The sequence below is a fragment of the Nostoc sp. CENA543 genome, from assembly GCF_002896875.1.
Taxonomy (GTDB): domain Bacteria; phylum Cyanobacteriota; class Cyanobacteriia; order Cyanobacteriales; family Nostocaceae; genus Trichormus.
In genome coordinates, this window is sequence record NZ_CP023278.1 from 5,214,982 (window position 1) to 5,228,863 (window position 13,882).

The 13,882-nt window shown below is 41.6% G+C and carries 5 protein-coding genes and 1 pseudogene; all 6 read right to left on the reverse strand.

Annotated features, from left to right (window positions below; translation table 11 throughout):
• Window positions 1-31: 31 nt before the first annotated feature.
• The 6 genes and pseudogenes from CLI64_RS21705 to CLI64_RS21725 all read right to left on the reverse strand — a co-directional run bounded on the left by CLI64_RS21705 (window position 32) and on the right by CLI64_RS21725 (window position 13,644).
• A complete protein-coding gene (locus CLI64_RS21705; protein WP_103139161.1) occupies window positions 32-3,238 on the reverse strand; it encodes a non-ribosomal peptide synthetase in 3,207 nt (1,068 codons plus the stop codon).
• 124 nt (window positions 3,239-3,362) lie between these two features.
• Window positions 3,363-9,908 carry a non-ribosomal peptide synthetase gene (locus CLI64_RS21710; protein ID WP_103139162.1) on the reverse strand — a complete coding sequence of 2,182 codons (6,546 nt, stop codon included), beginning with the start codon at window positions 9,906-9,908 and terminating at the stop codon, window positions 3,363-3,365.
• A 368-nt stretch (window positions 9,909-10,276) separates the two neighbouring features.
• The gene (locus tag CLI64_RS21715) at window positions 10,277-10,675 is read right to left on the reverse strand and encodes a hypothetical protein (RefSeq protein ID WP_103139163.1); all 399 of its coding nucleotides are present in this window, start codon (window positions 10,673-10,675) and stop codon (window positions 10,277-10,279) included.
• A 184-nt stretch (window positions 10,676-10,859) separates the two neighbouring features.
• Window positions 10,860-12,191, reverse strand: a complete 1,332-nt coding sequence (locus CLI64_RS21720) for an aconitase/3-isopropylmalate dehydratase large subunit family protein (protein WP_374703980.1) — start codon at window positions 12,189-12,191, stop codon at window positions 10,860-10,862.
• A 78-nt stretch (window positions 12,192-12,269) separates the two neighbouring features.
• A pseudogene (gene leuD, locus CLI64_RS32220) lies at window positions 12,270-12,419 on the reverse strand (3-isopropylmalate dehydratase small subunit); the annotation flags it as partial.
• 133 nt (window positions 12,420-12,552) lie between these two features.
• Complete coding sequence (locus CLI64_RS21725; RefSeq protein WP_103139165.1) at window positions 12,553-13,644, reverse strand: isocitrate/isopropylmalate dehydrogenase family protein; 1,092 nt, start codon at window positions 13,642-13,644, stop codon at window positions 12,553-12,555.
• Window positions 13,645-13,882: the final 238 nt, after the last annotated feature.

Genomic DNA, 13,882 nt, shown 5'->3' on the forward strand with positions numbered 1-13,882 from the left:
ATTTGTTAGATTAAATTTCTATAGCTAGTTGTTAAAACATTAATTGCTGTGTCACCTCATCTTCTGATAACTGATCTACCTCTGCCAAAATTCTCGCCAAATCGTCATTTTCTGCTTGCTCAATTTGTTGTTCCATCACTTTTTGAGCAAGTTCAGCAATAGTAGGATTGTCAAACAAATAACGCAAAGGGAAATCTAGATTAAAAACTTCTCTTAACCGAGAAATCGCTTGAGTAGCTAGTAAAGAATGTCCCCCTAACTCAAAAAAGTTATCGTGAATTCCTACCTGTTGTAATTTCAGCACTTCAGTCCAAATTGTGGCTAATTCTTTTTCGATTGGTGTGCTGGGAGCAATAAAATCAATCTCTAGATTTCTTTGCGTATAGTCAGGAATCGGTAAAGCGCGCCGATTAACTTTACTGTTAGAAGTTAGAGGTAAAGCTTCCAGAAAGACAAAAGCAGTCGGAATCATATAATCTGGAAGCTTTTCCTTGAGGAAATCTCGTAAACTCTTAGGAGTTGGTGTATTATCTTCAACCACTAAATAGGCTACTAATAATTTTTTCCCTGGTTCATCTTCCCGCGCCATTACTACAACTTGCTGAATGTCGGGATGCTGAATTAAAATCGCTTCAATTTCTGCTAATTCAATGCGAAAACCACGAATTTTTACTTGTGTATCAATTCGTCCAATAAATTCCAAATTTCCATCAGGTAAATGACGAACTAAATCCCCAGTTTTGTAAAGTGTATCTCCCGGAAGGAAAGGATTAGGAATAAATTTTTCACTAGTTAATTTTGGTTGATTTAAGTAACCTCTAGCAACACTCGCGCCACCTACATACAGTTCACCAACTACACCTACAGGAACTCTATGTAAATTTTTATCTAGGATGTAAGCTGTGCGATCGCCAATGGGTTTACCAATAGGAAGAGAGTTAATGTTTTCAGCCCGTTGTTGAGGAATAGGATAACAACAGGTAAACACTGTACATTCCGAAGGCCCATAAGCATGAACAATTTGGGTTTTCGGCAATAACTCTAAGGCTTTGCGAACATGAATTAGAGAAAATGATTCTCCTCCAAATATCAGTTGTTTAATTTCTGATAAACCTGCTGGCATGATATCAATCATCAGATTGAATAATGCTGTAGTGAGAAATAAAGTATTAACTTTTTCTCCTTGAATAATTTGACTTAAACCTTCTGGTGTGGGAATTTTTTCTGGATATAGAACACAGCGTCCACCATACAGCAGTGCTGGCCACATTTCTAGGGTGAGTCCATCCCAAGAAATTGATGAATGTTGTAGCCAAACCTGGTTTTCATCAAAGTGAATGTAATCCACTCCAAACATAAAACCGATGAAACTACGATGGGGAACTTCTGTCCCTTTTGGTGTTCCTGTTGAGCCAGAGGTGTAGATAATATATGCTAAATTTTCTGGAGTAACTTCAGTTAATAAATTATCTTGTGAATTTTGAGAGATAATTTCCCAATCTGTATCAAAATTCACTACAGTTTGATTATTAATTGGGAGTCTATTTTGTAAATCAGTTTGAGTGAGTAAGATTGGTGTTTGTGTATCTTCTAGAATTAAAGCTATTCTTTCAGTGGGATAAGCTGGATCTATGGGGACGTAAGCACCACCAGCTTTGAGAATTGCGAGGATTCCAATAACCATTTCCAAGGAACGCTCAACACAAATTCCCACTCGGATTTCTGGTTTAACTCCTAGTGATTTTAAATAATGAGCTAATTGATTAGCGCGGTGATTTAATTCTTGATAAGTTAAATTTTCTTGTTTATATGTTATTGCTATTGCATTAGGTGTTTTGTCTACCTGTTCTTCAAATAACACATGAAGACATTTGTAATCAAGAGCATCTGATTTTTGATGGTTCTCTAGCTGAATTAATTGCGCTTCTTCTTCTGCGCTGAGTAATGATAATTCAGCAATCTCTTGTTGTATATTAGCTACTATGTTTGTGAGCAATGTTTGGAAATGCCCAATCATCCGGTTAATAGTTTGCTCATCAAAGCAGCTAATATCGTAAACAATTCTGCCAGAGAATTGAGCAGCAGGATTAATTACTAAAGTCAGAGGGTAATTAGTCTGTTCAAAACAACTAATCAGCTTAACTTCTAAAGTTTTTTGGGTTGCTTGTTTAGAATCTACTGGATAATTTTCAAATACCAAAAGACTATCAAATAGTGACATTCCTGGGGGAATATCACTCATTTGTTGAATTTCTGCTAGAGAACAATAAGCATACTGTTCCTGTTCTAAAGCTTGGGTTTGTAATTGTTGGAGATAGGTTAATAATTCTGTCTTGGCTGTAATTTTTAATCGGACTGGTAGGGTATTAATTAATAGCCCTACCATTGCATCTACTTTTTCTAGGGTTGCAGGACGGCCGGATACAGTTGCACCAAAAACTACATCATTTTCCCCACTGTAGCGAGAAATTAATAATCCCCATGCGCCCTGCACTAAATTATTCAAAGTTAAATGGTGCTGTCTCGCTACAGATTGCAATTTTTCAGTTACCGATGGTGATAATTGAAAATGTTGCTCCTGATATATTCCGCTTTTTATGTTCCTTCCCAATAAACTAGGAACTTCTAAATCTTGAAGAGTTTTGCGCCAAAAGTTTTTCGCTTGCTCAATATCCTGTTGCTGTAACCACTCAATATATTCTCGATAGGGGCGAACTCCTGGGAGGCGTAAATCTTCACCTCGCTGATTAGCTTCATACAAAGCTAAGACTTCTTTGAGAACGATTTGCATTGACCAGCCATCAAAAAGAATGTGATGATGACTCCAAATAAATTGGTGAGTTTGCTCCCCTAATTGAATGATGGTAAAGCGCATCAGGGGGGCTTGATTAAGAGTAAATCCCTTTTGGCGATCGCTTTTTAACCACTCTTCTAACTGCTGCTGTTGTTCATCAGGTGCAAAATTCCGCCAGTCCAGCCTCTCCCACGGAAGATCCACCTGCTTACTCACCACTTGCAAGGGTTTTTCTATCTCTTCCCAATAAAAGGAACTGCGTAACACGGAATGTCTCGCCACAACCTGTTCCCAAGCTGTTTGGAACGCCGGAAAATTCAATTCCCCAGAGAGTATGCAAACTAATTGCTCAAAATAAACTTCTGACTCTGGTGCATAAAGGGTATGAAACAACATCCCTTGTTGCATAGGTGAAAGTTCATAAAGGTCTTCGATGTTTTGCATTATTACCTCTGGGTTGGGGACTTATCAATTCAAAATTCAAAATTCAAAATTAAAGAAGGATTGGGGACTGGGGAAAAGTAGACAAGGGGGACAAGGGGGAAAACTATTGACTATTGACTGTTGACTACTTCTTGCTAATTTTGGTGAGAAATTTGTCTAGTTGTTTTTGGTTGAGTTTAGCGGCGGAAAAATCGGAGGGGGTGTAGCTTTGGTTGTCTTTTGATTGACAGTGAAAGATGAGATTTTTTAGGGCTTCTATGAATTGTGAAGCTAATTTCTCAATGGTGTCTCGTTTGTGAATTTTCTCGCTATAACTCCAGGTCATTTCTAGTTTTCCTGCACGAATAAAGCCGCTTATTCCTAACAGGTGAGAGCGTGTATTGAGTGGGCTTTGTTCTGATTTGAAAACTTGGGCTGCACCCAAGTTTTCAGATGCTCTCAGCACTTGATCAAATTGACCAAGGTAGTTAAAACTAACTTGTGCTGGTGGTCGGAAGGCTAATTTTTCGCGGATGGTGGTGTTTGCGTGCAGATATCGCAATACGCCATAACCGATTCCTCGGTTGGGAATTTGTCGTAGTTGTTCTTTGACTGACTTTAAAGCGTCTCCTAAATTTTCATTGTCTTTGAGTTGTAACCCGACGGGAAATAAGGTGGTAAACCAGCCAATAGTCCGCGACAAGTCTACATCTTCAAATAAGTCTTCTCTTCCATGTCCTTCTAAATCGATGACTAAAGAATTTTCGCCTGTCCACTGAGCAAAACTCTGTACTAATGCTGTTAAAAGTACGTCGTTAATTTGTGTGTTGTAGGCAGAAGGTACATCTTGTAATAGGGCGCGGGTTTGTTCTTCAGTCAAAGCCAGTGATACAGATGCAGTAGCGGCGATGGTGTTATTTTCGTTATCAGATGGATAGTCTACTGGTAAGGGGTTTACAGGGATATCCGATTGATTGAGCCAATAATCCAACTGTTTAACGGCTTCGGTTTGGGCGTATGATGTTAGGCGATCGCTCCAATATTGCCATGATGTTGTCTTAGCTGGTAGTTTAATCGCCTCACCCCGGCTAATTTGTTGATACGCAGTAGCTAAGTCTTCCAGTAAAATCCGCCAGGAAACCCCGTCAACGGCTAAGTGATGGATAATGCAGAGTAAACGACTGGGGCGATCGCTTCCTAACTGGAATAAGGCGAATTGTGCGGTTTTTCCGGTGGTTAAATCCAAACTCGCCTGGAGTTCAGCATCTTGAGCTTTGATAGCAGCATCTTGTTCTGCTGGTGCAAGATCCGATAAATCAAAAATGCTCAGTGGTACAGTTTCCTGGGTGGTGTGAATTTGTTCCCAGGTTTCACCTTGCTGCACAAACCGCAGACGTAAAGCATCGTGATGTAATAACAGTTGTTCGATTACCTGCTGTAATAACTTAGGTTGTACGTCTGTTGGTACTTCCAGTAATGCTGACTGGTTAAAGTAATTGGTTTGGGGTAATTTCTGCTCGAAAAACCACTGTTGAATCGGTGTTAAGCCTACATCACCAGTTACTAATCCCTGTTGGGCGTTGATTTGGCGAGTGATACCCGCTACAGTAGCTAACTCAGCAATGGTTTGATATTTGAATAGCTGTTTAGCTGCAATTTGGATACCCGCCTGATTAGCTTTAGAAACTAACTGAATACTGAGAATTGAATCTCCACCCAGTTCAAAATAGTTATCGTGAATGCCAACATTTTCTATTCTGAGAACTTCCGACCAAATCGCTACTAATTTCTCTTCTATGAGTGTGCGGGGTGCTGCAAATTTATCTTCCGCACTACGAGAAAAGTCAGGTGTTGGTAAAGCACGATAATCTACCTTTTGGTTAGGAGTCATCGGAATACTTTCCAACAACATAAACGCCGCCGGAATCATGAAATGCGGGAGTTTCTGCTTGAGGAAATCACGCATTTCGTCAATGGTTGGTTTTGGTGCTTGTGGTACAACATAAGCCACAAGCCGCTTTTGTCCGGGAACTTCTTCATGAGCAATTACCACAGCTTGCGACACTTGGGGATGTTGTCTCAATACCGCTTCAATTTCTCCCAACTCAATGCGAAAGCCGCGAATCTTCACTTGGTTGTCAACTCGTCCCAAGTATTCTAAATTGCCATCTTTCCGCAGTCTGACTAAATCGCCGGTTTTGTAGAGTTTTAGGGGTTTGGGAGTGGAAAAATCTATGAATTTCTCGGCGGTGAGTTCAGGACGTTGCCAATAACCTCTGGCTAGTCCTGCTCCCCCAATATGCAGTTCCCCTGGGACTCCTATGGGTACGGGTTGCAGATATTGATCTAAAACATAAAGTTGAGCATTGCTAATTGGTTTACCAATGCTGACGGAGGTTAATTCTGGGGTGAGGCGTTCTAGGGTGGTGACGACTGTGGCTTCTGTTGGGCCGTAGCTGTTAAATAATTGGGGTGATGGGGAAATGTGAGCAATACTACTGTGCCAACGTTGCACTTTTTCTAGTTGGGCTTCTTCACCACCAATAATTACAGTCCTCAAACTGGCGGGAATACGTGAGTCTTGGGGTTGCAGTTCTGTGACTAATTGATGCCAATATGCTGTCGGTAAATCCAACACAGTCAACTGTGATGTTTGGCAACACCGCCAAAAGTCATCGCTAGAGTTGAGCATAACTTCGGTGCGTAAAACTAAGGTTGCACCAACACACAGACAGGGGAAGATTTCTTCAATGGATGTATCAAAGCACACAGATGCAAATTGCAGCACTTTATCTTGAGCATTGATACCATACTCTTCAATGGCAGTGAGAACAAAGTTTTGCAATGAACGATGTTCAATCATTACGCCCTTGGGTTTACCCGTAGAGCCAGAGGTATAAATAATGTAGGCTAGGTTATCCAGTTGAACATCACTAACTGGGTTAGCTGTGCTGTGGGTGGCGATCGCTTGCCAATCTGTGTCTAAACAAATTGTTTTGCCTGTGTAACCTGCTAATTTATCTTGGAATCGCGCCTGTGTGAGTACAATACCAAGCTGGGTATCTGTCACAATCTCAGTAATACGTTCTTGGGGATAAGCAGGGTCAATAGGAACATAAGCACCACCGGCTTTGAGAATTCCCAGTAAGCCTGCAATCATATCCAAGGAACGCTCAACGCATAGACCTACTAAGGTTTCTGGCTTCACTCCCAAACTTTGCAGATAGTGGGCGATTTGGTTGGCGCGATCGCTCAATTCGCGGTAAGTTAATTTCTGCCCATCTTGTTCTACAGCTACAGTATCGGGTGTTAATTGTACTTGCTGTTCAAATAACTTATAGATACAGTCTTTCTGTGTATATTCCCGATGTTTTTGCGTCCATTCTTCTATTAATTGCTGCTGAGATGGCGTAACCAGAGGTATTTGCCCAATTTGTTGCTCTGGGTTGGCCAGCATCTCAATGAGTACCTGTTGATACTGCTCTAACATCTCTTGCATGGTGTCAGCATCAAACAGGTCGCTGTTATATTCCAAAACTAAGGTAATTCCTTTAGCTCCGGTTTTCGCGCCGTGCTGTACGCTTTGTTCAAACCGTGGAATAACTAGGAAGTCAATATCAAACTTCGCAGATTTGTTACTCGCTGGTTCATGCAAGAAGAAGTCAAAGCCAGGGAATTTCAAATACGGCTTGGCGGAGTTATGGAAACTGAACATCACCTGAAACAAGGGATTATGGCTCAGGTTACGGACTGGTCTAATCGCCTCTACCACCTTATCGAAAGGTACGTCTTCGTTGGCGTAAGCTTCCATTGTCACTTGGCGCACACGGTCGAGTAATTCCCGCACGGTGGGATTACCTGATACATCGGTGCGTAACACCAAGTTATTGACAATCATCCCCATAATCTTCTCGATTTGGTGTATCCGGCGATTCGCAACCGCAGACCCGATAAAAATATCGTCTTGGCCAATGTATCGATGTAACAGGATGATGAAAGCTTCCAGCATCGTCATAAATAAGGTTGCACCTTCTTGATGACTGAAAACTCTCAGGTCTTCGCACAAATCGACGGGTAATTCCATCCTGACGTGATCGCCATTATAAGTTTGTTCTTTAGGACGTGGGCGATCGTAAGGTAATTCCAACAACGGCGGAATCCCTGCTAATTTTTGTTGCCAATAAGCCAACTGGGCTTGAGCTTCTGGGGTTTTCGCCCATTCACGCTGCCAAGTAGCAAAATCCGCAAACTGGTAACTTAATTCAGGTAGTGGGGAAGGTTTACCCGCCGAGAAAGCTTCATACAGTGCTACCAACTCACCCAAAAAGACGTTAAATGACCAACCATCATGAGCCATGTGATGCTCAACATGGGTCAATATATATTCCTGGTCGCTCAACTGAAATACAGCCCATTGAACTATAGGTAGTTGTGTCAGGTCTAAGTGTGTGAGAACTTCTGCTTCGACTAACTTTTGTGCTTCTACTTCCCTTTCAGGTTCAGGAATATCTCGCAGGTCAACGAATCTAAAAGCGGCTCCTGGATGGGGGTGAATTACTTGATATAGGCGACCATTCACTTCCTGATAAGTGGTGCGGAAGATTTCATGACGCTTGACAATCTCATCTAAAGAACGTTGTAGTGCTGCAATGTCCAAGACACCTTTAATATCCATCGTGGCTTGGAATTGGTAAGCACTATTTTCGGGTGCTAATTTATGAACAAAATAGATACGCTCTTGAGAGAAGGAAACTGGTACAAGTCCTTCATGAGAAATGCGTTGGATGACAGGACGTTGCCATTGTGATTCTTCCCCGCCTTGGGCTATGAGTTGAGCTACAGCAGCAATGGTAGGATTGGCGAATATCTGAGTAAAGGATATGTGAACTGAGAAAACTTCCCGCACACGAGACAGCATCTGAGTCACAATCAGAGAATGACCACCCAAACAGAAAAAGTTATCATTGATTCCTACTAGATCCAGTCCCAATAATTCCGCCCAAATAGAGGCTAACTTCTCTTCAATAGGGTTACGAGGTGCAACAAAAGCTTCTTCCAAATCGGGGCGTGTCCGCGCCGGGGCTGGAAGACTGCGGCGGTCTACCTTACCATTTGGGGTCAAAGGTAAGGAATCAAGCATCATCAAAGCTGCTGGAACCATATAGGTAGGCAACTTTTCTTCTAGAAAGTGTTTTACAGTTGTGGCGCTGACTGCTGATTCTGGCTGAGGAACAATATACCCAACCAACCGCTTATCACCAGGAACATCTTCGCGGACAATTACCACCGCTTGTTGTATATCTGGGTGTTGATGTAAAACTGCTTCGACTTCGCCTAATTCAATGCGGAAGCCGCGAATCTTCACTTGGTTATCGACTCGCCCGACAAACTCAATATTACCGTCTGGTAAATAACGAGCTAAATCTCCGGTTTTATATAATCTGGTTTCTCCTACCTCTGGCAACTGATGCAGAATAAATCTTTCTTCAGTCAACTCTGGACGGTTGAGGTAGCCTTTGGCTAAACCATCACCACCAATATAAATTTCCCCAGGAGTACCAACGGGAACAGGTTGTAGTTGGGAGTCTAGTATATAGATTTGTGTATTTGATATTGGGCGACCAATGGGTAAAGTTGTAGCCCCTTCTGGGACATCCTCAACTTGATACCAACAAGAGAACGTTGTATTTTCAGTTGGGCCATAAACGTGCAGCAAATGTTGTGGTGCGCCATTCTCCAGCACCGTTTTCACAGACTTGGGATCTACAGCCTCGCCACCAAATAGCAAGTAGCGCAAGTCTTGAAATGTTTGGGGCGCAATATTAGCTAACTGATTAAATAAAGCCGTAGTTAAAAATAATACGTTAATTTTGTGATCACGGATGTAGGCGGCAAAATCTAGGGGTGAGAGCAGAACATTCTGCGGAACACCCACTAAGGTCGCACCATGCAGCAATGAACCCCAAATCTCAAAGGTGGCTGCATCGAAGGAAGTGTTCGAGGCTTGGGCTGTGCGTTCAGCAGAGGTAAACTGCACATAATTGGTGTTGCATACGAGCCGATTTACAGCCCGATGGGGGACAGCAACGCCTTTGGGTGTGCCTGTGGAACCGGATGTATAAATTACATAAGCCAGATTTTCTGAGGTGACATCACTATGAGGATGATCTTGGCTTTGAGAATCAATTAATTCTCTATCCGTATCTAAACAGACAGTCTTTACATTACTTGCAGCAAATTGACCAACAAACTTTTGCTGAGTTAACAGCAATGGCGTTTGTGAGTCTGACAACATGAAAGACAGACGGTTTTGGGGATATGTCGGATCTAATGGTAAATATGCACCACCAGCCTTGAGGATTCCTAAGAGGCCAATGATCATTTCTAAGGAACGCTCAAGACAAATCCCGACTAATACTTCTGGTTTTACACCCAAAGATTGTAGATAATGAGCTACTTGGTTAGCTCGGTGATTCAACTGTTGATAGGTAAGTTGTTGACCTTCAAAGGCGATCGCAATATTATCTGGTGTTTTCTCTACTTGTGCGACAAATAATTCTTGTATGCACAAATGTTGAGGATAATCTACAGATGTATTATTCCATTCCACCAATATTTGATGTAGTTCTTGTGTTGTTAAATTAGTAAAATTCTCAAGGTTTATAGCAGATTCAGTTAGCATTTCTTCCATGATTTTTGTATAAAAAAATAAAAAATAGCAGCAATCAATATATACGAGTTTATTGTTCAGGATTATGATTTTGGTGAATACATTTAATTTACATTCATCTATTTATATTATTAAAAAGTTTTTTTAACTTGGAAAACAACGTCGAAAAAAATGCGATCGCCAACAAATTGAAACTCAAATACTACGGAAATGGCCTTTGAGAGATTAATCTAATGACATCAAACTCAGAGGCCATTTTGGAGTTTGGCAAGACTGCGTATGATTTCGCACTTACGGTATACAATTTTGTATTTAACCCGATTCCAAACTTATAAAAACAACTATTTAGCGGCATTTATGCTCAAATGTCACCAAATTTAACAGTGCAATTATTCTTCGACAATTTCCACTGTCCTTGGCTCTTCTACAGATTCGCTATTGGTCGTAGTGTCTGCATTGAGATGATCTTGCAGTTTGATTTTTAGCTCATCTGAAATTGGTAAATCTTGAATTTCTTTAAGCAACAATCTTAATGAATCGGTTTTTTTCCGTTCTGAATAGACACCCTTGAGAATGGCTTCTAGACCAATTCCTGAAAGGCTATCTCCTACAAGTCCTGTTAGACCGAGTAGACCAATACCGCCAAGGATGCCAAAAGGCCCGCCTGCTGATGTGAGAGCAGCAACAATTGCTGCATTACTACCTGCTGATGAAATTGCTAAGACTAACAGAACTATGCCAGGAAGACCTAATCCTGCTACTTTCTTAATGATGTCGTCGGTGTTCATGAACTTGACTCCTGATTTTTTTGGTACAAACTTTTTCACTGGTACGAGATTCGAGTCTTTCATATAAATTAAAAAACTAATCTCAGAGTCTAGACTAAGCGATATTACAGTCACTTCCACTCAGATAAAGCTAAATTTTTAACATTTTCCTCCTGATTCATTCGTAATCTACTTAGTGTCGTGTTTAATCTAAAAGGTGGCTAATTTTGCCTTTGACAGCTGATATCGCTACCGTTCTTGGGGAAGCTAAATAGTTTTTACCTGTGGGATCACCACTGCGGCCTTTAAAGTTGCGATTGGTGGCATAAATCCCAGCTTCTTCTTTGTCCAATACCCCAATTCCAGAGTTGATACAAGCTCCGCAACCTGACTTGAGAATCTGCGCCCCCGCTTGGGCAAAAATATCTAAATAGCCCAGAGCTTGCGCTTGTTCACGAATTTCTATAGAAGCAGGTACTATATATAAGTTCACGCCGTCTGCTAGTTGACGACCCTGTAATACTTCCGCCGCTTGAGCTAAATCGTAGAGTTTTCCGCCTGTACAAGAGCCGATAAAAGCTTTAGTAATGGGAGTATCTTCTAACTGACTAATGGGTACTACTTGGTCTGGTTTGGGAGGACGCGCCACTTGTGGTTCTAGGTGGCTGAGGTCAAATTGATAAACTTTTTCGTACTCCGCATCAGCATCGGCGATGATCTCTGTAAATTCCTGCTGAGAGCGACTGTTGACATAATTGCGGGTAATTTCATCAGGGACAATCAAACCACAAATAGCCCCGCATTCCACTGCCATATTAGCTAGAGTCAGACGCTCATCAAAGGGTAGTTGAGCGAGGATGGAGCCTCTAAACTCCATCACTTTACCCGTCGCCCCTGCACAACCAAGTTGCCCCAGGATAAACAAGATAATATCCTTAGCACTGATATGGGGTGGGAGATTTCCAGATAATTCAAACACTAGTGTGGATGGCACACGCATCCACATATCCCCCGTAGCATAGATATTGGCCATGTCTGTAGTGCCGACCCCTGTGGCAAAAGCTCCTAATGCTCCGTGGGTGCAAGTATGGGAATCTGTACCGGCGATGATCATTCCTGGGCGGACAAATCCCTTTTCTGGGAGTAAAACGTGACAAATCCCTGCGGCTTCACCAGGGGAAACCATGTCAAATAAATGACATCCTTGGTCTTGAGCAAACTGAATCATCTGCTCATACATCAGGTCAGCTCGGCGGTCATCACGGATATCATTGACTTGGATGAAGTGGTCGGCAACTAAAACTACCTTTTGTGCATCCCACAATTTTGCCCCTTCTCCATAGTTTTCATAGAATGTCTTAGCTACAGGCGCGGCTACGGCATCATGAGAGAGGGCTAAATCTACTTGGGCAAATACCACTTCTCCAGGTCGGACGTAGGAATTACCGGAGGCTTTAGCTAGGAGTTTCTCAACTAAAGTCATGGGTCTTGGGGGTGTGACGCTCTGAGGAACGGTAATTTTGCCCTGACGACGCATCTGATTAAAGGGTATCAGTCCACCTGCTTGAGCGATCGCATCAACTACCGGATTTTCTTGTTTTTCTCCGAGAATCTCTAAAGCTAGCCCAATATTGATACTATTTCTATAAAAAATTTCTGCAAAAGATTGTGCCTGAATCTTTTTAATACCGGCGGCTTTCAAGGCTATGGGGGCAATTTCTCGACTAGAGCCACAGCCGAAATTTTTCCCGGCGACAATCACGTTATATTTTTGTAATTCTCCTATGCCAATCACATGTTCTAAAGCATAGTTTTTGAGATTTTCTGGATCATATGTAGTAGCTCGATTGGCAGGAATAATATCATCAGTATTGATATCATCTCCTAGATATAAGATTTTATCTGTATGACTCATAAAGCACCCCGAATTCAGAATCTTGTGCGCGAGAAAGTTCTTCTAATAAAAGGTCAATTAGTTCTTCAGTATTGACTAATATTTCTGAGCCTTGAGGAGACAAATCAGCGGTTCGATATCCTTTCGCTAAAACTCTATCTTGTGCTGCGAGAATACGTTGGACAGCACCAGCTTCTCCCCATTGTTGCAGCATTAAAACACAAGCTCCCAATGTTCCCAAGGGATTAGCAATTCCTCTTCCTGCAATGTCTGGAGCTGTACCGTGGATGGCTTCGTATAGTCCAAAGCCATTTGCATTGAGACTCGCTGACCCTAATAAACCCACAGATCCAATTAATGCTCCGCCAATATCACTGAGAATATCCCCAAACAAATTACTAGCTAAAATCACATCAAATCTTTGGGGATTTAAAACCATTTGCATGGCTAGGTTGTCTACCAACATTGGCTCTACAATCACGCCAGGAAAGTTGCTAGCTTCTTCTTGTACTAGACGAGTCCAAGGTAAATGAGGTAAAGCATTTTCTTTGTGGGCGACAGTTAATAGTCCGCGACGTTTTTGGGCTTTTTGCAGGGCTTGTCGCGCAATCCGGCGAATTTCGTCATCGTAGTAGAGCATGGTGTGATATCCATAGGCTCCCCGCTCATCTACAGACCTCCCCGCAGGGCCAAAATAAATGCCACTGACTAATTCTCGAATCACGAGTATATCTAGATTTTGGACTTTTTCTGGCCGGAGGCTAGATTTATCCAGCAGACTGTCAAACATCCGAATTGGACGCAGATTACAAAATAAATCGTAGTGTTTTCGCAGTTCTAGCAGTCCACCTTGAGTAACTGCACCAAATACAATCCCGTCCGAGCCATCACATAAGTCAGCTGTGATTTTAGGAAAGTAACTCCCAAATTTGTCTAAGGCTGTTTTACCAAGCCAGCCGTAGTCTACTTGTAAGTTAAATTTCTCCAATTTAGCAACGTATTGCAAAACTTTGAGGGAGGCTTCTACAACCTCTGCTCCAATTCCTTCTCCATGAATGGCAACGATACGATAAGACGGTTTACTTAAAGAATTCATTTTTTTGCATTTGTTAACTTGGTGAGATTCAACTCATCCTGAACCAATAATTTTTACTCTGTATGACTAAGATAGTTTTTACTATTTACAAAATTATTCGATTTATTATGTTTTATTTGATATTTGAAAATAATGGTATTTTTTTACATAAATTTGGAATTTTGCCTTAGCATAATCCCATCTTTAATAAGGAAATGCAATAACATTTAGGACAGTTAAGATTTTACTTAAATAATTG

Bases quoted from the DNA above. Each gene is read 5' to 3' on its own strand.
- CLI64_RS21705 (WP_103139161.1), bottom strand. From the start codon at position 3,238: ATGCAAAACATCGAAGACCTTTATGAACTTTCACCTATGCAACAAGGG.
- CLI64_RS21710 (WP_103139162.1), bottom strand. From the start codon at position 9,908: ATGGAAGAAATGCTAACTGAATCTGCTATAAACCTTGAGAATTTTACT.
- CLI64_RS21715 (WP_103139163.1), bottom strand. From the start codon at position 10,675: ATGAACACCGACGACATCATTAAGAAAGTAGCAGGATTAGGTCTTCCT.
- CLI64_RS21720 (WP_374703980.1), bottom strand. From the start codon at position 12,191: ATGCGTCGTCAGGGCAAAATTACCGTTCCTCAGAGCGTCACACCCCCA.
- CLI64_RS21725 (WP_103139165.1), bottom strand. From the start codon at position 13,644: ATGAATTCTTTAAGTAAACCGTCTTATCGTATCGTTGCCATTCATGGA.